Here is a 21,239-nt window from a genome sequence, read left to right on the forward strand (position 1 = left end):
GGGTCGGCGTGTGTTCGACGGTCGCGGACTCCTCGACGGGGGCGACCCGTCGCCAGCGTGGTCTTCGTGGGACCTCAGTCCCACGGCCACACCGTTGTGTACGTCAGCCCCAGCACCCCATGCGCCAGCAGCAGCGCACCCGCCGCGATCCAGCCGCCGTCGCGGCGCCGTAGGCCCCAGGCCGTGAGCGGGATGCCTACCGCCACCTGAGCAAGGGCCAGGGCGCGGGGGCCGGGCAGGCCGGGCAGACCGGGCAGACCGGGCCAGGGCAGGCGAGGGGCCGGGCGGCCACCCTCGGTCACCTCAGGGCGCGTGTCGGGCGGCTCATTGGTCGCCGCCGGGCGCGCCTCCGTCAGCTCCGGGCGCGCGGCGGGCGCCTCGTGCGACCCCGGCCCGTGGACCGGGCGGGTGTCCGAGCGGGCGCGGGCCGCCTCGCGCAGGCGGTCCGCGGGTTCGCCGGGTGCCATCCCCTCCGGCAACGACACTCCCGCGCGCGTGAGGACGGCGAGCAGGGCGCGCAACCGGGCCCGGGCGTCGGCGACCCGGTCGGGCTTGGTGAGGTGGTCCAGCGCCTGGACGTCCAGGACCGGATCCAGGCCCAGGCGAGCGGCGAAGGTGTGCATCGCCTCGTCCTCGCCGGCCGGTGTGCCGTTGGCGAGCCAGACGTAGCCGACGGGGCGGCGGAAGCCTGACGCGAGGATGTAACCGGCCCGGTCGGCGTCCCACCACAGGGCGAGCACCGGCCAGGGTCCGCCCACGGCGAGGGCGGTGGCCCAGCCGGTCAGGACACGGTCGACGGGTTCCCCGACGTTCAGCCAGGGCGTGCCCTCGGGGACCAGGACGCTCCAGTCGTCACCGGCCCGGGTGAGCAGCATGTGCTCCTGGAGGAGCTGGGCCGCGGGGACGACGGACTCCGGCCGGGCGCGGCACAGCAGGAGGGCGCCGGGCGCGGACACGGCGGCCGAACCGGTGCGGAAGGCTTCCGTCGACATGGTCACACGCTAGAGCGGTTCGCCCCTTCGGTCCTGTTGTGAGCCGACCGCCGCCCTGCCGCTGTCGCTCCGTCGCCCCGTCACCCTGCCGCCGAGTCCCCCGAAAGGGTGTCTTGACTTTCCGTGGCCGCGATATATCGTGAATAGCACAAGACGCGATATGGCGCGTTGGGACGGGGAGGTCCGCATCATGTCCGAGTGGTCCGTCGGGGAGCCGAGGAAGCTCACGTTCGACAAGCCCGTGAGGGAACTGCACGTACGCATCGTCAACGGAACGGTGAACGTGGTGGGCACGGACGAAGGTTCCGCACGCCTGGAGGTCTCCGAGATCGAGGGACCACCCCTGGTGGTCACCCAGCAGGGCGGCACCCTCACCGTCGCCTACGAGGACCTCCCGTGGAAGGGCTTCCTCAAGTGGCTCGACCGCAAGGGCTGGCGGCGCAGCGCCGTCGTCTCCCTCGCCGTGCCGGCCGACACCCGCGTGGAGGTGGGTGTGGTCGGCGCCGCGGCCGTGGTCTCCGGCATCGAGGGACGCACCGAGGTCAAGGGAGTCACCGGCGACACCACCCTCGTGCGGCTCACCGGCCCGGTGCGCGCCGACACCGTCTCGGGGAATCTGGAGGCGCAGGCCCTGCGCGGCGACCTCCGCTTCAACTCCGTCTCGGGCGATCTGACCGTGGTCGAGGCGGGCTCCTCGGTCAAGGCGGACTCGGTGAGCGGCTCGATGATCGTCGACCTGGACCCGACGAGCCGGCCGACCGACATCACCCTGGCGAACGTCTCGGGCGAGATCGCCATCCGGCTGCCCCACCCGGCGGACGCCGAGGTGGAGGCGAACACCGCGAGCGGCTCGGTCTCCAACGCCTTCGAGGACCTGCGGGTCAGCGGCCAGTGGGGCGCCAAGCGGATCACCGGCCGACTCGGCGCGGGCAACGGCAGGCTGAAGGCCACGACCGTCTCGGGCTCGATCGCCCTACTGCGCCGGCCGCCGGTCGAGGAGGAGCCGTGGGACGTGGAGCCGGAGGACGTCGGCCCGCTGGTCGAGGACGCGCCACCGAAGGCCGACCCCGGGACCTCCGACGCTAGCGGGCGGACCGGCCCCGCGGACACCCCCGAGGCCGGAGGACACAGCGACTCGGGGGACAATTCCGCTTCCGGCCAGGGTGACGGCGCGAGCGACGCCCCGGCCGACGGCACGACCGACAAGAAGGTGCTCTGACATGCCCCCCGTCTTCGCCCATGGCCGCCTGCGTCTCTACCTGCTGAAGCTGCTGGACGAGGCCCCGCGCCACGGTTACGAGGTGATCCGTCTCCTCGAGGAGCGGTTCCAGGGGCTGTACGCACCGTCGGCCGGCACCGTCTACCCCCGCCTCGCCAAGCTGGAGGCCGAGGGCCTGGTCACCCACACCACCGAGGGCGGCCGCAAGGTGTACGCCATCACGGACGCCGGCCGCGCCGAACTGGCCGACCGCAGCGGCGAGTTGGCCGACCTTGAGCTGGAGATCCGGGAGTCGGTGGCGGAGCTCGCCGCCGAGATCCAGGCCGATGTGCGCGGCGCCGCGGGCGATCTGCGGCGCGAGATGCGCGCAGCGGCCTCGGAGGCCCGCGGCGGTCCCGGCGGCAGGGGGCGCGGCCGGCAGGACGGTCCGCTGGGGGACTTCACCGAGTACTCCGACAAGGAGTCCTGGCAGGCCGCCAAGGAGGAGATGCGGCGGGTCAAGCAGGAGTGGAAGGAGCAGGCCCGGCGCGCCAAGGACGAGAGCCGGCGGGCGCGTGAGGAGGCCCAGCGGGCCCGGCGTCAGGCCAAGGAGGCGCAGGAGCGGGCCCGGGCCCAGGCGCAGGAGGAGGTGCAGCGCATCGCCAAGCGGGTGCAGGACCAGGTGCAGGACCACTTCGCGCGGGGTGACTGGCCGGCCGGGGTGCGCGAGGGACTGACCGAACTGGCCAAGGAGTTCGGCGACTTCGGGATGAACTTCGGCAAGGAGTTCGGCAAGGACCTGGGCTTCGGGCGGGGCGGCACCGGCACCTCCGCGCCACGCCCGGAGTACTCGTACACGCCCGAGGACTTCCCCGCCGAGTACGAGCCGGCCTGGGCGCACGAGGACGGCACCGGGGAACCGGCCCGCGACCTCGACCGTCTGCTCGACCGTTTCCGGGACGACATCCGTGACGCCGCCCGCGACCACGGCGTCACGGACGCCCAGTTCCGCGACGCCCGCCGCCATCTGTCCACGGCGGCGGCGCACATCGGGGCGATACTGCGCTCGCCGAGAAGCTGAGATCCGACGGACCGCTTCCCTCAGGCAGGTCGGCTTCAGCCGCACTGCCAGAGGAAGCGGGCCTCCTTGCCGTTGGGCGTTGGGCGCAGGGCGCAGAGCGCAGGGGCGCCGGATGCCGGACGAGGGCGCCGGACGCAGGGCGCCGGACGCAGGGCGCCGGACGCAGGGCGCCGAGCGCAGGACGTCAGGCGTCAGGCGTCAGGCGTCAGGCGTCAGGCGTCAGGCGTCAGGCGTCAGGCGTCAGGCGTCAGGCGTCAGGCGTCAGGCGTCAGGCGAGAGTGAGGCTTGGCGCCCGAGTCGCCGAAGACGAAGTGACAGGGCAGGCCGCCGGCGTCGAGCCGGCCCGTCGGCACGCATCCAACGGCCTCACGCGGGGCCGTTCAGCCGGCCTTCGCCTCGCCGGGCCCGCCGTGGAGGATCCGGGACAGCGCCTCGTAGGTCACCCCGTGGTCGGCGAGGACCTCGGCGGGGACGCCGGGAAGCAGGGTCAGCGACAGCAGGAGGTGCTCATCGCCGATGTGCCGATCGCCGTGGGCGACGGCCGAACGCAGGGCGCGTTCGAGGACCTGTTTGGCGCCCCGCCCGAAGGTGCGGCGCCCCTGCGACCACCAGCCCCTGTCCCTGCGGTCGCCGGACATCGCCCCGACGCCGTGCACCTCCTCGACCCGGGCGACGATCTCCGACACGTCGATGCCCAGCCCGGCGAGCGCGTCGGCCTCGGCCCGGGACAGGCCCGCCCGCCGACGCGCCTCGGTCACCGCGCGCCGCACCGACTCCCTGCGCTCACCGTCCAACCCGAGCGAGGTGAGCGCGAAGGAGCCCCTGCTGCCCTCCCGGTCGAGCAGCGCGAGCAGCAGATGGTCGGGGTCGACGGTCCGTGCCCCCGTCCGTTCCGCGTGCTCGACCGCGTTCTGCACCACCTCGCGGGCATCCCTCGTGAACCGCTCGAACATCAATGCCTCCCGTACTTCTTGTGCACGGCCTGCCTGCTGACTCCGAGTTCCGCGGCGATCTCCTGCCACGACCAGCCCTGGTTGCGCGCACTGCGCACCTGTACCGCCTCCAACTGCTCCAGCAGCCTGCGCAGTGCGGCGACGGCGCGCAGTCCGACCCGTGGATCGCGGTCGCCGGCGCGCTCGGCGAGATCCGTTGCTTCGGTCATGATGTCAACTTACGTTGACAGGCTCGCATGCGTCAACCCCGGTTGACAAAACGCCGACGGCCGGCCCGAAACGGGCCGGCCGTCGGCTGACGAAGCGACAGAGACCGTCAGTCGTTGGTGAGCACGATCTTTCCGAACTGCTCGCCGGACTCCATCCGTTCGAAGCCCTCCCGGGCCCGGTCCATCGGCAGCACCTCGTCGATGACGGGGCGCACGCCCGTGGCGGCGCAGAAGGAGAGCAGGTCCTCCAGCTCGTCCTTGGTGCCCATCGTCGAGCCGACGACCTTGAGTTCGAGGAAGAAGATGCGGGTCAGTTCAGCGTGCGAGGGCCGGTCCCCGCTCGTGGCGCCGGAGATGACGAGCGTGCCGCCGGGACGCAGGGACTTGACCGAGTGCGACCAGGTGGCGGCACCGACGGTCTCGATGACGGCGTCCACGCGCTGCGGCAGCCGGGCCCCCGACTCCACCGCCTCCACGGCCCCCAGCTCCACGGCCCGCTTCCGCTTGGCCTCGTCCCGGCTGGTCGCGAACACCCGCAGCCCCGCGGCCTTGCCGAGCACGATCGCGGCGGTCGCGACACCGCCGCCGGCGCCCTGCACGAGGACCGAGTCACCAGGCCGTACACCGGCGTTGGTGAACAGCATGCGGTAGGCCGTCAGCCAGGCCGTCGGCAGACACGCGGCCTCCGCGAAGGAGAGCTCCTTGGGCTTGGGCAGGACGTTCCAGGTGGGCACGGCGGTCTGCTCGGCGAAGGTGCCCTGGTAGCGCTCGGTGAGGATGGAGCGGGGCTCCCTGGGGCCGACCCCGTGCCCGCTCTGGCCGATCACGGAGTGCAGGACGACCTCGTTGCCGTCCTCGTCGACGCCTGCGGCGTCGCAGCCGAGGATCATCGGCAGCCGGTCCTCCGGGAGGCCGACGCCCCGAAGCGACCAGAGGTCGTGATGGTTGAGGGAGGCGGCCCTGACGTTGACGGTGCTCCAGCCGGGCCGGGCCTCGGGAGCCGGACGCTCCCCCAGTTCAAGGCCGTTGAGCGGCTGGTCGCGATCGATTCGGGCGGCGTAGACGGCGAACATGACCTTGACGATAGGCGTCGACCCGAACCGACGGAACCGTGCGGCCCTGTGACACACGCCCTCTTGCCAGGAACGCCGGTCGGCGCCACCCGCCGTCACCCGGCTGGGCGTGCACGTGGGTAAAGAAATGGCCCCGCCCGAACGGGCGAGGCCATTCGGGGCCCGACGGCGCGTCAGCGGCGGGCGACACCCTCCGCGCGGGCCGCGGCGGCCACCGCGGCCGTGACCGCCGGGGCCACCCGCTCGTCGAACGGCGACGGGATGACGTAGTCGGCGGCGAGGTCGTCCCCGACCACGCCCGCCAGCGCCTCGGCAGCGGCGATCTTCATCCCCTCGGTGATCCGGGAGGCCCGCACCTGCAGCGCGCCCGCGAAGATGCCCGGGAACGCCAGCACGTTGTTGATCTGGTTCGGGAAGTCGGACCGCCCGGTCGCGACCACGGCCGCGTACTTGTGCGCGACGTCGGGGTGCACCTCGGGGTTGGGGTTGGCCATGGCGAAGACGAACGCGCCCTCGGCCATCGAGGCGACGGCCTCCTCCGCGACCGTACCGCCGGAGACGCCGATGAAGACGTCCGCGCCCTCCAGAGCCGCCTCCAGCGACCCGGTGAGACCGGCCTTGTTGGTGAAGGAGGCGAGCTCGCGCTTGACGTCCGTCAGGTCGTCCCGGTCCGCCGAGACGACGCCCTTGCGGTCGGCCACGGCGACATCGCCGATACCGGCCTCGACGAGCATCTTGGCGATGGCGACACCCGCCGCGCCGGCACCGGAGATGACGGCCCGCAGGTCCGCGAGCCCCTTCCCGGTGAGCCGGGCCGCGTTGCGCAGGGCCGCCAGCGTCACGACCGCCGTGCCGTGCTGGTCGTCGTGGAAGACCGGGATGTCGACCCGCTCCTGGAGCTTGCGTTCGATCTCGAAGCACCGGGGTGCCGAGATGTCCTCCAGGTTGACCCCGCCGAAGGACGGAGCGAGCCGCACGACGGTCTCGATGATCTCGTCGACGTCGGTGGTGTCCAGCGCGATCGGCACGGCGTCCACGCCGCCGAACTGCTTGAACAGGATCGCCTTGCCCTCCATCACCGGGAGGGAGGCCTCGGGGCCGATGTCCCCGAGTCCGAGCACGGCCGTACCGTCGGTGACGACGGCCACCACGGACGACTTCCACGTGTAGTCGTGGACCAGTTCCGGCTTCTCCGCGATCGCGGTGCACACGCGCGCGACGCCGGGTGTGTATGCGAGGGACAGGTCGTCCTTGTCCCGGACGGGCACGGTGGCCTGCACGGCCATCTTGCCGCCACGGTGCAGCGCGAACGCCGGATCGAAGGAATCGAGGGGCTCGGCCCCGCCGTCCTGGTCCGTACTGCTGTCGCTGCGAGGATTGACGATCTCCGCTGCCACTTTGTTTTACCCCTTAAATCTTCATTGGTTTGAGGGTGGCCACTCCTGGTGAGAAGTGGGCGGGACCGCGCATGCCCCGATCTGTTGATGCGTACGGGTCATACGCGACGGGCGCGCCGCACACGCGCCTCGAGCCCCGGATGAGGGGTGTAAAGAACCTTCTTACCGGACGACCGCGTCGAGGACGAGTCCATTAAGTGCAAGGTCACACTCCGGGCACCGAAGGTCACGCGCAGGCGAAGAGAATCGTCACGAATTGTGCGGACACGTCCTCGACGATCGCCTGACCGGCGGTGGAGCAGTGATCAACGCCTCGCGGCCCCGTTCCGCATACCGAGACCCGCCGGAGATCCTCCGGCCGGAATGAGGGATTCCCGCAGATGGTCCTGCCATGTTGTCCTGACCTGGTGCGGTTCGGGGGTCACCCGTTATCCGATTTTGACATCATCGGCCCCCTGAACGGCTCCGTCCGAATGGCAGGATGCGGTAAACCCACGAGGTCGCGACACCCGAAGGTGTGTGTTCTCGTCGACCCATCGGCAACTCCACCCATCGCCGGAGGAACCCAAGATGACCGCAAGCTCCACCCGTCGTACGACCGCCGCGCACCACCGTCTGGCCGCGGTCGGTGCGATCGCGGTCGCAGGCGCCCTGATTCTCACCGGCTGCGGTGACCAGACCAAGAACAAGGACAAGGGCGGCAGCAGCAACAGCGCGCAGGCGAGCTCCGCCCCGCTGGCGAGCAAGCTTCCCGCCTCCATCCGCGACAAGGGCGTCATCCGGGTCGGCTCGGACATCGCCTACGCGCCGGTCGAGTTCAAGGACAGCTCCGGCAACGTCGTCGGTCTCGACCCGGACCTGGCGGCCGCCATGGGCAAGCAGCTGGGCGTGAAGTTCGAATTCCAGAACGGCACGTTCGACGCCCTGCTCACCGGTATCCGTTCCAACCGGTACGACATCGCGATGTCCGCGATGACGGACAACAAGAACCGGCAGGAGGGTGTCGACCCCGACACCGGCAAGAAGGTCGGCGAGGGCGTCGACTTCGTCGACTACCTGACCGCCGGTGTGTCGATCTACACCCGCAAGGGCGACACCAAGGGCATCGCCTCCTGGTCCGACCTGTGCGGCAAGAAGCTCGCCGTCGAGCGCGGCACCGTCTCCGAGGACCTGGCCAAGGCCGAGGCGAAGAAGTGTCCGAGCGGCAAGAAGCTCACCATCGAGCCCTTCGACGACGACCAGCAGTCGCAGACCCGACTGCGCTCGGGCGGCGCGGACGCGGCCTCCTCCGACTTCCCGGTCGCCGCGTACGCGGTGAAGACCTCCGGCGGCGGCAAGGACTTCCAGATCGTCGGCGACCAGGTCGAGGCGGCCCCGTACGGCATCGCGGTCGGCAAGGGCAACACCCAGCTGCGGGACGCGCTGCAGGCCGCGATGAACGCGGTCATCAAGAGCGGCGAGTACGAGAAGATCCTCGCCAAGTGGGGCGCGCAGGACGGCGCCGTCAAGGAGTCCGTGATCAACGGCGGCAAGTGATCGCGCCCAGCGGGCACTGAGAGGCAACACCCGTGACTTCTGACATCGACAGGACGGCCGGGCCGAAGGGCTCGCCGTCAGCCGGACCGGAGGCCATCAAGGCCATCCCGGTCCGGCACTACGGGCGGTACGTGACCGCCGTCATCGCGATCGCGATCCTCGTCGCGATCATCTACGCGTTCAGCCAGGGCAAGATCAACTGGCACGCGGTACCGGACTACTTCTTCGACCACCGCATCCTCACCGGCGTCTACAAGACCCTCCTGCTGACGGTCCTGTCGATGCTGATCGGCATCGTCGGCGGCATCATCCTCGCCGTCATGCGGCTGTCGAAGAACCCGGTGACCTCGTCGATCGCCTGGTTCTACATCTGGTTCTTCCGCGGCACCCCGGTCCTGGTCCAGCTGTTCCTCTGGTTCAACCTGGGCCTGGTCTTCGAGTACGTCAACCTCGGGCCGATCTACAAGAACTACTGGTCCGACTTCATGACGCCGCTGCTGACGGCGCTGCTCGGCCTCGGTCTCAACGAGGCCGCGTACATGGCGGAGATCTGCCGCGCCGGCCTGCTCGCCGTCGACGAGGGCCAGAGCGAGGCGGCCCACGCGCTGGGCATGAGCTACGGCAAGACGCTGCGCCGGATCGTGATCCCGCAGGCGATGCGCGTGATCGTGCCGCCGACGGGCAACGAGGTCATCAACATGCTGAAGACGACCTCGCTCGTGGCGGCCGTCCAGTATCCGGAGCTGTTCCGCTACGCCCAGGACATCGGCCAGAACTCCGGTGCCCCGGTGGAGATGTACTTCCTCGCCGCGGCCTGGTACCTGATCATGACGTCCGTGCTCAGCGTGGGGCAGTACTACATCGAGCGGTACTACGCGCGTGGGTCGAGCCGCGCCCTGCCGCCGACCCCCCTGCAGAAGGTCAGGGCCAATCTGCTCTCACTCGGCCGCCCGAAGGGAGGCACGGCATGACCGGCCTGGACAAGACCGACGCTTCTCCCGTGCGCGACTCCAGCATCCCCATGGTCAAGGCCGAGGGCGTGCACAAGAGCTTCGGCCCGCTCGAGGTCCTCAAGGGCATCGACCTGGAGGTGAGGTCCGGCGAGGTGTTCTGCCTCATCGGCCCCTCCGGCTCCGGCAAGTCGACCTTCCTGCGCTGCATCAACCACCTGGAGAAGATCAACGCGGGCCGGCTGTACGTCGACGGGGAGCTCGTCGGCTACCGCCAGCAGGGCGACAAGCTGTACGAGCTGCGGGACCGCGAGGTGGCCCTCAAGCGCCGGGACATCGGCATGGTCTTCCAGCGCTTCAACCTGTTCCCGCACATGACCGCGCTGGAGAACGTCATCGAGGCGCCGGTCCAGGTCAAGAAGCAGAACAAGGCGGAGGCCCGGGAGCGCGCCCGGCAGCTGCTGGACCGGGTGGGCCTGGCCGACAAGGCGGACAGCTACCCCTCGCAGCTCTCCGGCGGCCAGCAGCAGCGCGTCGCGATCGCCCGGGCGCTCGCGATGGACCCCAAGCTGATGCTCTTCGACGAGCCCACCTCGGCGCTCGACCCGGAGCTGGTCGGTGACGTCCTCGACGTCATGCGCGACCTCGCCGAGTCGGGTATGACGATGATCGTCGTCACCCACGAGATGGGCTTCGCCCGCGAGGTCGGCGACAGCCTCGTCTTCATGGACGGCGGCGTGGTGGTCGAGTCCGGCCACCCCCGCGAGGTCCTGACGAACCCTCAGCACGAACGGACGCAGTCGTTCCTGTCCAAGGTGCTCTGAGCATGATGCGCTGAACGTTCTCCGGCGGTACGACGACGAAGGGGCGGTACGGAACTCCCGTACCGCCCCTTCCCGTTGGCCGGCTACCTCAGGGCCAGCAGCAGCGTGTCCGAGGGGGACGCCCACACCGCGCGGGCCTCGGCGAACCCCTGTTCGCGCAGCACCCGCGCGTGCCAGGCCGCCGACGGCATCTCGCCGTCCGCGTGGGCGCCGTAGATCTCGAAGCGGCGGGCCGTGGGGGCGGCGAGGACCGGGTCCTTGGCGGCCAGGGCCCACCACTCGGCCCAGTCGAGGGCGCCGTCGCGCATCGCCCGCTCCATGCGGGCGCGGCTGTGGGTGGCCTCGGTCGCGTTGATCCGGGGCGTGGTGTCGTCGGGCATGTGGTCGGCGTTCATGAACACGCCGCCGTGGCGGACGAGTCCGGCGATCCGGCCGTACAGGACCGTCAGGGGGTCGCTGCGCAGCCAGTGCAGGGCGGTGGCGGTGAGCACCGCGTCGTAGGTGTCGTACGGCAGCCGCTCCGGCCAGCGCGGGTCCTGGAGGTCGGCCTCGACGAGCGTGACGCGGTCGTCGCCCTCGAAGGTGCCGCGGGCGATGGTGAGCAGGGCCGGGTCGAGGTCGACGCCGGTGCTGGTGGCGTCCGGGAAGCGGTCGAGCAGGCGGGCCGTGATGCTGCCGGTGCCGCAGGCCAGGTCGAGGACGCGCGGCTCGCGGCCGACGAAGGCCTCGACCATGTCCAGCATGGTCCTGAAGCGCTCCTCGCGGTCCGGCATGTACCACTCCTGCTGCCGGTCCCAGCTCTGCTGCCAGGCCTGCCAGTCGGTGCCCGTCGTACCGGTTCCGGTCGTGGTGGTCATGGAGTCCCCTTCTCCGTTCAGCCGCGGAACGGCCATCGCGTAATACCCTGGGAGCGTAGGCAGCCGTTACTTATCCCGCCCACGACCATAGAGCGCCTCGGTAAGGACTACAAGTGGAACTGGCCTATTACTCGGACTATGCCGTACGCCTCGTGAACACCGAGGAGCCGGCCCGGGGCAAGGACTCCCTGACCTCCATCGAGGCGGTCCGCGACCTCTTCGGCGCCAACCAGTCGGCGGCCCGGCGGGCCACCGACGCCGACGTCACCCGCTTCCGTTCGGTCCGGGCGCGGCTGCGGTCGGTGTTCGAGGCGGCGGACAAGGGGGACGAGACGCTGGCGGTGGACCTGCTGAACTCGCTGCTGCTGGAGTTCCCGGTGAGCCCGCAGATCTCCGGGCACGACCACCGCGACGACGACGGCCGCCCGCTGTGGCACATGCACCTGGCGGACCACCCCTCCAACGCGACCGCGGGCTACGCGGCGATCGCGGCGATGGGGCTGGCGTTCCATCTCACCGAGTACGGCGTGGACCGGCTGGGCCTGTGCGAGGCGACGCCGTGCCGCAACGCCTACCTGGACACCTCCACCAACCGCTCCCGGCGCTACTGCTCGGACCGGTGCGCCACCCGGGCGAACGTGGCGGCCTACCGCGCCCGCAAACGCCTGGAGGCGGACCGGTCGGACAGGACGGGCCTCGCAGCCGACCACGCCCAGCGCACGAGCGCGAACGGCGAGCGCTGAGCGGGCAGCGGGCGGTAGCGGAAGCGCGCCTTGGCCAGCACCAGCTCCTCCGGGACGGTGCCGTAGTCCGTGCTGTCGCCGCCCGCGTAGGCGTTGTCGCCGAGCACCCACCAGCCGCCCTCGCGGCGCTCGGCGGCCCGCTTGACGACGAGCAGGTCCTGCTGGAAGGGGTGTCGCAGGACCACCACGTCGCCGGGGCGGATCCTGGCTCCGTACTGGACCACGAGGCGGTCCCCGTGGTGCAGCGTGGGCACCATCGACGGGCCGGTCACCTCGGCCACCCCGAAGGGCAGCAGCGGCCTTCCGCGCTCGATGTCCTGCGACAGCTCCGGCATCCCCGGCACCTCCCCTGTCCGTTCCTCCACCAGTCTCAGTCTGACCCCGGACTTTTGTCCTAAGCCCCGGGGGGCACTCGCCAAATCGCCTTCTCCAAGGAGTAATGTCGCACCAGAGAAGACGATCACGAGGAAGGAACGCTTCATGCTTTCCCGCCTGTTTGCCCCCAAGGTCAAGGTCAGCGCGCACTGCGACCTGCCCTGCGGTGTGTACGACCCGGCCCAGGCCCGCATCGAGGCGGAGTCCGTGAAGGCCGTCCAGGAAAAGATGGCCGGCAACGACGACCCGCACTTCCAGGCGCGTGCCACCGTCATCAAGGAGCAGCGTGCCGAGCTCGCGAAGCACCACGTCTCGGTGCTCTGGAGCGACTACTTCAAGCCCCCGCACTTCGAGAAGTACCCGGAGCTGCACCAGCTGGTCAACGACACCCTGAAGGCCCTGTCGGCCGCCAAGGCGTCCACCGACCCGGCCACCGGCCAGAAGGCCCTCGACTACATCGCCCAGATCGACAAGATCTTCTGGGAGACCAAGAAGGCCTGACCCAGGGCCTGTTCGCCAGGGCCGGCGATCGGTGCACCATCGCAGGTCCACGGGCAACCCGAAGGGGCCCGGCCGGAGATCCGGCCGGGCCCCTTCGCCGTCGCTAGCGGTCGTGGTCGTCCTCGCCCGCCTCCAGCAGGCCCGCCGCCGCGCCCACGATGCGGGGGTCGGGGCTGCCGACGACCTCCTCGTCCTTGTCGGAGTAGTCGAAGCGGGCCAGCACGCTGCGCATCGCCTCGACCCGGGCGCGCTTCTTGTCGTTGCTCTTCACCACGGTCCAGGGCGCGTGTTCGGTGTCCGTCTCCCGGAACATGGCGACCTTCGCCGCGGTGTAGTCGTCCCAGCGGTCCAGGGACGCCAGGTCCATGGGGCTGAGCTTCCACTGCCGTACGGGGTCGACCTGACGGATGGTGAAGCGGGTGCGCTGCTCGCTCTGCGAGACGGAGAACCAGAACTTCACCAGGTCGATGCCGTCGTCCACCAGCATCCGCTCGAACAGGGGGGCCTGGCGCATGAAGCGCCGGTAGTCGTCGTCCGAGCAGAAGCCCATCACCCGCTCCACACCGGCCCGGTTGTACCAGGACCGGTCGAAGAGGACGATCTCCCCGGCCGTGGGCAGGTGTTCGACGTAGCGCTGGAAGTACCACTGGCCGCTCTCGCGCTCCGTGGGCTTCTCCAGCGCCACCACCCTCGCCCCGCGCGGGTTGAGATGCTCGGTGAACCGTTTGATGGTGCCGCCCTTGCCGGCCGCGTCCCGTCCCTCGAAGACGATGACGAGCCGGCGGCCGGTCTCCTTGACCCAGCTCTGCAGCTTCAGCAGTTCGATCTGCTGCAGCCGCTTGTGCCACTCGTACTCCTTGCGCTCCATCCGCTGTGCGTACGGGTAGTTCTCCCGCCAGGTGTCGATGGGCGAGCCGTCCGGGCGGATCAGCACGGGGTCGTCGGGGTCGGTGTAGTCGACCTTCAGGTCGGCCTGTTCGGCCAGCAGGGGCGGGGTGGTCATGCGGTCCTCCTCCGGTGGTTCTCGGCGGCTCAGTGGAACTGCGGCACGATCAGATAGATGCCGTACACCACCACGGCCGCGCAGGCGAGGAAGCACAGCCCGGCCTGGGCCATGCCGAGGGCCGACGTGCCGCCGCCCTCCTCGCGGGCGCCCTCGTAGCGGGCGAGGCCGAGGACGCCGAGGGCGAAGACGACGACCACGGCGACGGTGACACCGATGCTCACCCCGGTCACCTTGCCGAGCGCGTTCCAGTCCAGGTCCATCGAAGCTCTCCCTGCCTCAGGCGGCCGTGCCGACGGTGGCCGGCGGCTCGGTGCGGATGGCCACCTCGTGGTGGTCGTTGACATTGTTCGCGTGCACCGGGTTGCGACGCGAGAGCAGGACGATGCCGCCGGCGAGCGCGGCACCGACCAACGCGACGACGACCGTGCCGAAGTTGCCGCCGTGCTTGACGGCGCTCGCCGAGAGACCGCCGACGAGCGCGGCGGCCGGCAGCGTGATCAGCCATGCGGCCACCATGCGGCCGGCGACGCCCCAGCGCACCTCCGCAAGACGCCGGCCCAGGCCGGCGCCGAGGATGCTGCCGGAGGCCACCTGCGTGGTGGACAGGGCGAAGCCGAGGTGGGCGGAGGTGAGGATGACGGTCGTGGAGGCCGTCTCGGCGGCGAAGCCCTGCGGGGACTGGATCTCCGTCAGGCCCTTGCCCATGGTGCGGATGATCCGCCAGCCGCCGATGTAGGTGCCGAGGCCGATGGCGAGACCGGCCGAGGCGATCACCCACACCGGCGGGCCGGCGTCGTGACCGAGGGCGCCGGCGGAGATCAGGGTCAGGGTGATGACGCCCATCGTCTTCTGCGCGTCGTTGGTGCCGTGCGCGAGGGAGACGAGGGATGCGGAGGCGACCTGGCCGAGCCGGAAGCCCTTGGTCACGGAGTCCTTGCGGCCGTGGGCGGTGAGCTTGTAGGCGAGGTAGGTGGCGATCAGTGCGGCGACGCCCGCCACGACCGGCGAGGCGACGGCGGGGATGAGGATCTTCTCGACAACCTTGTCGAAGTGCACGCCGTGGGAGCCCGCGCCGACCCACACGGCCCCGATCAGCCCGCCGAACAGGGCGTGCGAGGAGCTGGAGGGCAGCCCCACCAGCCAGGTCAGCAGGTTCCACAGGATCGCCCCGACCAGCCCGGCGAAGATCATCCCGGGACTGACGAGGCTGTCGTCGACGATGCCGCCGGAGATCGTCTTGGCGACTTCCGTGGACAGGAAGGCCCCCACGATGTTGAGGACCCCGCTCACCAGCACCGCCACTTTCGGCTTGAGCGCGCCGGTCGCGATGGAGGTGGCCATCGCGTTCGCGGTGTCGTGGAATCCGTTGGTGAAGTCGAAGGCCAGGGCCGTGACGATGACGACCGCCACGAGGAACGTGATGTGGTCCATGTCTCCATGGGAGCAAGGGCTTTCGTACAGCAGACGAACTCAAGGCAAAGCGCGCTCCAGGTACAGGCGCCCGACCGGTGAGGATCGTGCGATGCTGACGTGGTGAACCGTGAGGACCTGGTACGTCTGCGCAAGGCCCGCGACCGCATGGACCGCGAGTACGCCGAACCCCTCGACGTGCCCGCCCTCGCCCGCACCGCCCTGATGTCGCCCGGCCACTTCCAGCGGCTGTTCCGCGAGGCCTACGGCGAGACCCCCTACAGCTACCTCATGACCCGCCGGGTCGAACGCGCCAAGACCCTGCTGCGCCGGGGCGATCTCACGGTCACGGAGGTCTGCTTCGCGGTCGGCTGCACCTCCCTCGGCTCCTTCAGCTCCCGTTTCACGGAGCTGGTGGGCGAGTCGCCGAGCGCCTACCGGGCCCGCTCGCACGAGGAGAGCGCGGAGATCCCACCGTGTGTCGCACGCGTGTACACCCGCCCGACCAGGACATATGGGCCGTACTGACCTTAGGTTGGAAGCATGGACCTCAAACTCAACACGTGTTTCATCGCGGTCGACGATCACGACAAGGCGATGGAGTTCTACTGCGACGTCCTGGGCCTGGAGGTCCGCAACGACGTCAAGTACGAGGGCATGCGCTGGGTGACCGTCGGGTCGCCGCTGCAGCCGGACGTGTCGATCGTGCTGGAGCCGCCGGCGGCGAACCCCGACCTCTCCCCCGCCGACCGGGACGCGATGGAGCAGCTGCTGGCCAAGGGCGTGCTGCGCGGGGTCAACTTCACCACCGAGGACTGCGACGCCCTCTTCGCCCGTGTCCAGGAATCCGGTGCCGAGGTGATCCAGGAACCGATGGACATGCCGTACGGGGTGCGCGACTGCGCGTTCCGGGACCCGGCGGGGAACATGCTGCGGTTCATGGAGCGCAAGGGGTGAGCGGACGGGTCCGGTGGACGTACGCCTTCATCGACCGCCCGGCCGGGGCCTTCGCCCCCGCGTGTGCCTTCTGGACGGCCGTCACGGGTACACGGCTGTCCGGACTCCGGGGTGACGACAAGGAGTTCACCACCCTCCTTCCCGACACGGCCGACGCCTGCGTGAAGGTGCAGGCGGTCGCCTCGGGGCCGGGCGGCGCCCATCTGGACTTCCCCGTGGAGGACGTACGGGACTTCATGGACGCGGCGCTGCGGCTGCGGGCGGAGTCGGTCGCCGATCACGGCACCTGGGCCGTACTGCGCTCGCCCGCCGGGCAGTTGTTCTGCACCATGCCCTGGAGCGGTGAGTCGATCCGTCCGCCGGTCGTGCGCGGCAGCCGCCTCGACCAGGTGTGCCTGGACCTCGCGCCGTCCGCGTACGAGGCCGAAGTCGCCTTCTGGAGCGCCCTGTTGGCGGGCTGGGAGTCCGTGCCCGGATCGCGCCCCGAGTTCCACGTGGTCAAGCCGCCGCCCGGCCTGCCGGTCCGGATCCTCCTCCAACGGCTCGGCGAGGAACGCCCGACCACCGCCCACCTGGACCTGGCCTGCGCCGACATCGCTGCGACGCGCGTCGAACACGAGCGTCTGGGCGCGGAGTTCGTCGCACACGGCTCCGGCTGGACGGTGATGCGCGATCCGGCGGGCGGGGTGTACTGCCTGACGGGCCGCGATCCGGAGACGGGCGGACTGCCGGCTCGTGATCAATACACCTAGCGCGTGCGGATGAAGCACAGGACGGCCGCGTGGCCTTCGGCGTCGGGTGTGGGGGTCGGGCACTGGCTGCGCCATCCCTCCGGCAGCGACGGTGTCGGACTGCTCCGCTCCCACCCCGCCGACGGCGCGGGTTCCTCGGACTCCCGCAGCCACAGCGTGAGCCCGCCCCCGACGACGACCGCGCCCAGCCACAACGCCACGGCCCAGCGCCACACCCTCCGCCGTGCTAAGCCGCTCACGTCCACGGCTCCACGGCCACCACGGCGTCCACCGGGATCGGTCCGTACACGTGCGGGAACTCCTCGCCGCCGGGCTCGGGGGCCTCGTACGTCACCGGTATGCCGAGCCGCTCCGGGTCCACGACCAGGACCACCAGGTCGTCCAGGCCGTCGAAGAAGCGGGCGGTGCCCGGGAGTTGGGCGCGGGTGGAGAAGTGGATGAAACCCTCCTCCTGAAGGGTCCGGCCGCGCGTAGAGATCTCGTACGTCCCCTTGGCGCGGGCGGCTTCCCACAGGGAGCGTTCGGTGAGGTGCAGGATGTGCTCGGTCATGGGGATCACGCTACGGCCTCAGACGTGCGGCCCGCCCCTGCAGATAACGCTGCTCGGGAAGGCTCAGGGTGGCCGCGGCGGCCGATTCGTAGGCGGCCCGGGCCCGGTCGAACGCGCCGGCCCGCTCCAGGAGGTGCCCGCGCACGGCGTCCAGGCGGTGGCCCAACCCCGGCTCCAACAGGGCGAGTTCCGCGAGGCCCGCCTCGGGCCCGTCGACCATCGCGAGGGCGACGGCGCGGTTGAGGCGTTCGACGGGGCCCGGGACCCGGCGGACCAGCACCTCGTACAGCCCGAGGATCTCCCGCCAGTCGGTGGCCCGCGCGGACGGCGCCTCGTCGTGCACGGCGGCGATGGCGGCCCGGAGCCCGTAGGGGCCCGCCGGTCCCCGGGACAGCGCCCGCGTCACCAGCGCCACGCCCTCCTCGATCGCCGCCTTGTCCCAACGGTCGCGGTCCTGCTCGTCGAGCGGGATCAGTTCGCCGTGCGGTCCGGTACGGGCGTCGCGCCGTGCGTCGGTGAGCAGCATCAGCGCCAGCAGGCCGGCCACCTCGCCGTCGTCGGGCAGGAGCCGGTGGACGGTGCGGGTCAGCCGGATCGCCTCGCCGGCCAGGTCTCGGCGTTGCAGGCTGGTGCCGGACGTGGCGGTGTAACCCTCGTTGAAGATCAGGTACAGGGTGTGCAGCACGGCGGGCAGCCGCTTCGCCCAGTTCTCCGGCCGCCCGAACCGCACGCCCCGCACCTTCTGCTTGGCCCGGCTGATCCGCTGGGCCATGGTCGCCTCGGGCACGAGGTACGCGCGGGCGATCTCCGCCGTCGTGAGGCCGCCGACCGCGCGCAGGGTGAGCGCGATCTGGGCGGGCGGGGTCAGGTCCGGGTGGCAGCACAGGAAGAGCAGGCTGAGGGTGTCGTCCTCGCGGGGCGCGCGGTCCGGGCCGGTCGCCAGGGGCGCGGTCAGCGCCGCCGCCCGTTCCTCCCGGGCCCGCCGCGCCTCCTCCGAGCGCAGGGCGTCCGTCAGCCGCCGCGAGGCCACCTTGATGAGCCAGCCGCGCGGGTTGTCCGGAATCCCCGCCGAAGGCCACTGCCCGGCCGCGGCGAGCAGCGCCTCCTGTACGGCGTCCTCGGCGGCGGCGAAGTGGCCGTACCGTCTGACCAGCGCGCCGAGGACCTGCGGCGCGTGCAGCCGCAGCAGGTCCTCGGTCTCGGCGGTGGGACGCACGGCGGCTCAGACGTCCGCGGAACCGCTGTCGATGGGCCGGATCACCACGGGGTACCTGCGGGCCCCGGCGGGCTGGGGGCACTCGAGGACGCGCTCGGCGATCTCGGTGACCCGCTCCAGACTCGCGCAGTCGAGGACCCAGTAGCCGGCCAGCAGTTCCTTGGTCTCGCCGTAGGGCCCGTCGGTGATCACCGGCTTCCCGTCGTCGCCCGGGCCGACCAGCCGGGTCCTCGCCGGCTCGACCAGACCCTGTCCGTCGATCAGCTCGCCGGTCTCGGCGAGGTCGTTGTTGAGGGCGCCCATGAAGGCGTACATCGCCTGGACGTCCTCCTGGCTCCAGGCCGGGGAGGTGGCGTTGGCCTTGCCGCGCATGCCCTCGTAGTCCGCCTGCGTGCACTGCACCATGACCAGGTACTTCATGACTTGGCTCCTTCGGCTCGGACCGCCCGTGGGGGGCGGCTCTCACGGGGGACGTCGGAGCCGGGCCGGACTTCTCGACACGGGGCCGGATGATTTTTCACGCGGCTTCCGGCCGGGTGTGCGCTGTCTTCAGGACTCCTCTTCAGCCGGCCGCTCCCGCACGCCGTCCCGCTCGCCGTCCCGCTCGGCGCTCCGGGGAACGTACGCCTCGCACTCGGCATTGCGGCACGGGCCCGGCCCCCAGACCGGGACCCAGGCGCCGAGTGTCTTGTGGCGCCTGACCACCGTCTCCACGGGCTGCCCGCACCGGGGACAGACGTGTTCCGAGCCGTCCATGCCCTCAGGTTAGGCCCGTCACCGCTTGCGCGCGCAGGTACGGACCCGGGCGGACCGGTGTTCGTGCCCGGGCTCAGGCGGGACGGGGTTCGCGCCACATCGGCCACATGTGGGGGCCGTCGGGGAGGGCGAGGGGTTCGCCTGCGGGTTCGAAGCCGAGGCGTTCGTACAGGGCGCGGCTGCGGTCGCTGCTGGCCTCCAGGTAGGCGGGCAGGCCCTCGCGGTCGCAGCGGTCGAGGACGTGCCGGATGAGGGCCGAGCCGAGGCCCTCGCCCTGCCGCTTCGGGGTGACGCCGATCATCCACAGGTATTCGTGGGCGCGGCCTGTGGGGTGGATGTCCTGGGTGAGCCGGCCGATCAGCTCGACGCGCTCGTTGTCCGGGTCGACGGCGGCGCGGAGCTGGGCGGGGCCGTCCTCGTCGGAGTCGTCGGCGTGCGGATCGGCGGGCATCGGCAGCCAGAGCGCGCACGCGGCGGCGTCCTCGGTGAGGTCGACGCGGCCCTCGGCGAGGACCAGATCGGTGAAGGCGGCCATCAGCCCGGGGTGCCGCGCACGGCGGTGCTCCGCGCCGGGGAAGACCCAGTTGCTGACCGGATCGTCCTGGAACGCCTCGTCCAGCAGCCGTACGACCGTCTCGCGATCGTCGGCGCCCGCCGCCCGGATCACCACACCCATGTGCCGTCCCCTCGTCTCAACCGGCCTCGAACGTACGGGGGTTGAGCCTATCCGGAACGTACGAAGCGGCGGGGCCCGCACACCGTGGGGATGTGCGGGACCCGCCTTCGCCGGAGCCTCGGCGGCCGTGCGGGGTCAGGAGCCGCGCGGTCGCCCCGGTGGGCTCCGGGGTCTGGGTGGGCGCCGGGCTCAGCTGCTGCGCCGGGTCACGAACTCCGCCAGCGCGAGCAGTCCGCCCGCCTTGTCCGGATCGGGGATCGCGCGGGACAGCTCCTGCACCGCGCGGGCCATCCGGTCGGCCGCCTGGGCCTGCGCCCAGTCCCTGCCACCGGCCCGCTCGACGGCGAGCACGGTCCGCTCCAGGTCCTCCTTCTCGTACGGCGCCTCGTACAGCTCGGCCAGTTCGGCCGCCGCCGGGGTGCCCGAGGTGAGCGCGGCGACCACCGGGAGGGACTTCTTGCGGGCGGCGAGATCGGCGCCGGCCGGCTTGCCGGTGCGGCTCGGGTCGCCCCATATGCCGATCACGTCGTCGATGAGCTGGAAGGCGAGCCCGGCCTGCCGGCCGAACGCGTCCAGCGCCTCGACGTCCTCCTGCGCCGCCCCCGCGTACAGCGCGCCCAGTGCGCAGGCGCACCCCAGCAGCGCGCCCGTCTTGGCCTCGGCCATGGTCAGCACCTCCTCGAGGGTGACCTCGCCGGGGTGGCGCCGCTCCATCGCCGTGTCCGCCTGCTGCCCGGCGCACAGCTGGACGACGCAGGCCGCGAGCCGGGCCGCGGCCGCCCCGGACGCCGGGTGCGGGTCCTCGGCGAGCAGCCCGAGGGCCAGCGCCTGCAGGGCGTCCCCGGCGAGTATCGCGTCGGCTTCGCCGAACACGGTCCAGGCGGTGGGCCGGTGACGACGGGTGGTGTCGCGGTCCATCACGTCGTCGTGCAGCAGCGTGAAGTTGTGCACCAGCTCCACCGCCGCGGCGGCCCGCACCGCCGCCGTGTCCGCCCCCGCTCCGCCGAGCGCGGCGGCCCCGGTGAGCACGAGGGCGGGGCGTATCGCCTTGCCCGCGTTGCCGGCCGCGGGTGTCCCGTCGGCGTGCTGCCAGCCGAAGTGGTAGAGCGCGATCCGCCGCAGGGAGCCGGGCAGGGAGTCGACGGCGCCGCGCAGGGCGGGGTCGACGGCCGCCCGGGCGCGCTCCAGGATCGCCGTCGCCTCGGCCCCCTCGAACCCTCCCCCGCC

27 protein-coding genes are annotated in these 21,239 nt (G+C 71.3%); 10 read left to right on the forward strand and 17 right to left on the reverse strand.

What is annotated here, in order from left to right; all coding sequences use genetic code 11:
• Positions 1–74 precede the first annotated feature (74 nt).
• Positions 75–992, reverse strand: coding sequence for a hypothetical protein (locus tag GRC12_RS24770; protein ID WP_208781562.1), 918 nt, complete (start codon positions 990–992; stop codon positions 75–77).
• A 190-nt stretch (positions 993–1,182) separates the two neighbouring features.
• On the opposite strand from GRC12_RS24770, the gene GRC12_RS24775 reads away from it, so the two are divergent.
• Both GRC12_RS24775 and GRC12_RS24780 read left to right on the forward strand, forming a co-directional pair.
• The gene (locus GRC12_RS24775; protein ID WP_208781563.1) at positions 1,183–2,211 is read left to right on the forward strand and encodes a DUF4097 family beta strand repeat-containing protein; all 1,029 of its coding nucleotides are present in this window, start codon (positions 1,183–1,185) and stop codon (positions 2,209–2,211) included.
• Position 2,212: 1 nt separating this feature from the next.
• Entirely contained in the window at positions 2,213–3,271 is a 1,059-nt protein-coding gene (locus tag GRC12_RS24780; RefSeq protein WP_208781564.1) for a PadR family transcriptional regulator, read from the forward strand.
• Between the two features lie 380 nt (positions 3,272–3,651).
• Here the strand turns inward: GRC12_RS24780 and GRC12_RS24785 are convergent, their stop codons facing one another.
• The 4 genes from GRC12_RS24785 to GRC12_RS24800 all read right to left on the reverse strand — a co-directional run bounded on the left by GRC12_RS24785 (position 3,652) and on the right by GRC12_RS24800 (position 6,903).
• Positions 3,652–4,224, reverse strand: a complete 573-nt coding sequence (locus GRC12_RS24785; RefSeq protein WP_208781565.1) for a Clp protease N-terminal domain-containing protein — start codon at positions 4,222–4,224, stop codon at positions 3,652–3,654.
• The gene (locus tag GRC12_RS24790) at positions 4,224–4,433 is read right to left on the reverse strand and encodes a helix-turn-helix domain-containing protein (protein ID WP_016437953.1); all 210 of its coding nucleotides are present in this window, start codon (positions 4,431–4,433) and stop codon (positions 4,224–4,226) included. The genes GRC12_RS24785 and GRC12_RS24790 overlap by 1 nt, the downstream gene beginning before the upstream one ends.
• A gap of 107 nt (positions 4,434–4,540) precedes the next feature.
• Positions 4,541–5,506: a zinc-binding dehydrogenase gene (locus GRC12_RS24795; protein ID WP_208781566.1), complete on the reverse strand. Its 966-nt coding sequence runs from the start codon at positions 5,504–5,506 to the stop codon at positions 4,541–4,543.
• Positions 5,507–5,679: 173 nt separating this feature from the next.
• Positions 5,680–6,903 (reverse strand): NAD(P)-dependent malic enzyme, encoded by a 1,224-nt coding sequence (locus tag GRC12_RS24800; protein WP_133044594.1) that lies wholly within the window; start codon positions 6,901–6,903, stop codon positions 5,680–5,682.
• A gap of 570 nt (positions 6,904–7,473) precedes the next feature.
• On the opposite strand from GRC12_RS24800, the gene GRC12_RS24805 reads away from it, so the two are divergent.
• Genes GRC12_RS24805 through GRC12_RS24815 form a run of 3 tightly spaced genes read left to right on the forward strand, consistent with a single transcriptional unit; the run spans position 7,474 to position 10,213 of the window.
• On the forward strand, positions 7,474–8,439 hold the full coding sequence (locus GRC12_RS24805; protein WP_208781567.1) for an ABC transporter substrate-binding protein: 966 nt from the start codon (positions 7,474–7,476) through the stop codon (positions 8,437–8,439).
• A gap of 32 nt (positions 8,440–8,471) precedes the next feature.
• Complete coding sequence (locus tag GRC12_RS24810) at positions 8,472–9,410, forward strand: amino acid ABC transporter permease (protein WP_208781568.1); 939 nt, start codon at positions 8,472–8,474, stop codon at positions 9,408–9,410.
• 50 nt (positions 9,411–9,460) lie between these two features.
• Positions 9,461–10,213: an amino acid ABC transporter ATP-binding protein gene (locus GRC12_RS24815; protein WP_208781580.1), complete on the forward strand. Its 753-nt coding sequence runs from the start codon at positions 9,461–9,463 to the stop codon at positions 10,211–10,213.
• Between the two features lie 83 nt (positions 10,214–10,296).
• Here GRC12_RS24815 and GRC12_RS24820 read toward each other — a convergent pair whose 3' ends face one another.
• Complete coding sequence (locus GRC12_RS24820) at positions 10,297–11,070, reverse strand: class I SAM-dependent methyltransferase (protein WP_208781569.1); 774 nt, start codon at positions 11,068–11,070, stop codon at positions 10,297–10,299.
• Positions 11,071–11,183: 113 nt separating this feature from the next.
• On the opposite strand from GRC12_RS24820, the gene GRC12_RS24825 reads away from it, so the two are divergent.
• On the forward strand, positions 11,184–11,813 hold the full coding sequence (locus GRC12_RS24825; protein ID WP_208781570.1) for a CGNR zinc finger domain-containing protein: 630 nt from the start codon (positions 11,184–11,186) through the stop codon (positions 11,811–11,813).
• Here the strand turns inward: GRC12_RS24825 and sodX are convergent.
• On the reverse strand, positions 11,717–12,148 hold the full coding sequence (gene sodX, locus GRC12_RS24830) for a nickel-type superoxide dismutase maturation protease (protein ID WP_208781581.1): 432 nt from the start codon (positions 12,146–12,148) through the stop codon (positions 11,717–11,719). The genes GRC12_RS24825 and sodX overlap by 97 nt on opposite strands.
• Positions 12,149–12,293: 145 nt before the next feature.
• Between sodX and sodN the strand changes: the two genes are divergently transcribed.
• Complete coding sequence (sodN, locus tag GRC12_RS24835) at positions 12,294–12,689, forward strand: superoxide dismutase, Ni (protein ID WP_004983535.1); 396 nt, start codon at positions 12,294–12,296, stop codon at positions 12,687–12,689.
• 103 nt (positions 12,690–12,792) lie between these two features.
• Here sodN and ppk2 read toward each other — a convergent pair whose 3' ends face one another.
• The 3 genes from ppk2 to GRC12_RS24850 are packed head-to-tail and all read right to left on the reverse strand — an operon-like array spanning position 12,793 to position 15,126.
• On the reverse strand, positions 12,793–13,692 hold the full coding sequence (gene ppk2, locus GRC12_RS24840; RefSeq protein WP_133044587.1) for a polyphosphate kinase 2: 900 nt from the start codon (positions 13,690–13,692) through the stop codon (positions 12,793–12,795).
• Positions 13,693–13,721: 29 nt separating this feature from the next.
• Complete coding sequence (locus GRC12_RS24845; protein ID WP_208781571.1) at positions 13,722–13,955, reverse strand: hypothetical protein; 234 nt, start codon at positions 13,953–13,955, stop codon at positions 13,722–13,724.
• 16 nt (positions 13,956–13,971) lie between these two features.
• Positions 13,972–15,126, reverse strand: a complete 1,155-nt coding sequence (locus tag GRC12_RS24850) for an inorganic phosphate transporter (protein WP_208781572.1) — start codon at positions 15,124–15,126, stop codon at positions 13,972–13,974.
• A 102-nt stretch (positions 15,127–15,228) separates the two neighbouring features.
• Here GRC12_RS24850 and GRC12_RS24855 point away from each other — a divergent pair, with 102 nt between their 5' ends.
• From GRC12_RS24855 to GRC12_RS24865, 3 genes are read left to right on the forward strand one after another with little or no spacing between them, the layout of a single operon-like run.
• Positions 15,229–15,633, forward strand: coding sequence for a helix-turn-helix domain-containing protein (locus GRC12_RS24855; RefSeq protein ID WP_133044584.1), 405 nt, complete (start codon positions 15,229–15,231; stop codon positions 15,631–15,633).
• A 15-nt stretch (positions 15,634–15,648) separates the two neighbouring features.
• Positions 15,649–16,062: a VOC family protein gene (locus GRC12_RS24860; protein WP_133044583.1), complete on the forward strand. Its 414-nt coding sequence runs from the start codon at positions 15,649–15,651 to the stop codon at positions 16,060–16,062.
• Positions 16,059–16,814, forward strand: a complete 756-nt coding sequence (locus GRC12_RS24865; RefSeq protein ID WP_208781573.1) for a VOC family protein — start codon at positions 16,059–16,061, stop codon at positions 16,812–16,814. The genes GRC12_RS24860 and GRC12_RS24865 overlap by 4 nt, the downstream gene beginning before the upstream one ends.
• Here the strand turns inward: GRC12_RS24865 and GRC12_RS24870 are convergent.
• The 7 genes from GRC12_RS24870 to GRC12_RS24900 form a co-directional block, all read right to left on the reverse strand.
• Positions 16,811–17,053: a hypothetical protein gene (locus tag GRC12_RS24870; protein ID WP_308286625.1), complete on the reverse strand. Its 243-nt coding sequence runs from the start codon at positions 17,051–17,053 to the stop codon at positions 16,811–16,813. The genes GRC12_RS24865 and GRC12_RS24870 overlap by 4 nt on opposite strands.
• A complete protein-coding gene (locus GRC12_RS24875) occupies positions 17,050–17,364 on the reverse strand; it encodes a DUF952 domain-containing protein (RefSeq protein ID WP_208781574.1) in 315 nt (104 codons plus the stop codon). Before GRC12_RS24875 ends, GRC12_RS24870 begins: the two co-directional genes overlap by 4 nt.
• Positions 17,365–17,374: 10 nt before the next feature.
• A complete protein-coding gene (locus tag GRC12_RS24880; protein WP_208781575.1) occupies positions 17,375–18,580 on the reverse strand; it encodes an RNA polymerase sigma factor in 1,206 nt (401 codons plus the stop codon).
• Positions 18,581–18,586: 6 nt separating this feature from the next.
• Positions 18,587–19,000 (reverse strand): YciI family protein, encoded by a 414-nt coding sequence (locus tag GRC12_RS24885; protein WP_208781576.1) that lies wholly within the window; start codon positions 18,998–19,000, stop codon positions 18,587–18,589.
• Positions 19,001–19,129: 129 nt separating this feature from the next.
• Positions 19,130–19,336: a hypothetical protein gene (locus GRC12_RS24890; RefSeq protein WP_208781577.1), complete on the reverse strand. Its 207-nt coding sequence runs from the start codon at positions 19,334–19,336 to the stop codon at positions 19,130–19,132.
• A gap of 73 nt (positions 19,337–19,409) precedes the next feature.
• Positions 19,410–20,012, reverse strand: a complete 603-nt coding sequence (locus GRC12_RS24895; protein ID WP_208781578.1) for a GNAT family N-acetyltransferase — start codon at positions 20,010–20,012, stop codon at positions 19,410–19,412.
• A gap of 189 nt (positions 20,013–20,201) precedes the next feature.
• The coding region (locus GRC12_RS24900; protein WP_208781579.1) for a family 2 encapsulin nanocompartment cargo protein polyprenyl transferase at positions 20,202–21,239 on the reverse strand (1,038 nt) is incomplete at its 5' end.

Source organism: Streptomyces griseorubiginosus, assembly GCF_017614965.1.
Taxonomy (GTDB): Bacteria; Actinomycetota; Actinomycetes; order Streptomycetales; family Streptomycetaceae; genus Streptomyces; species Streptomyces griseorubiginosus_B.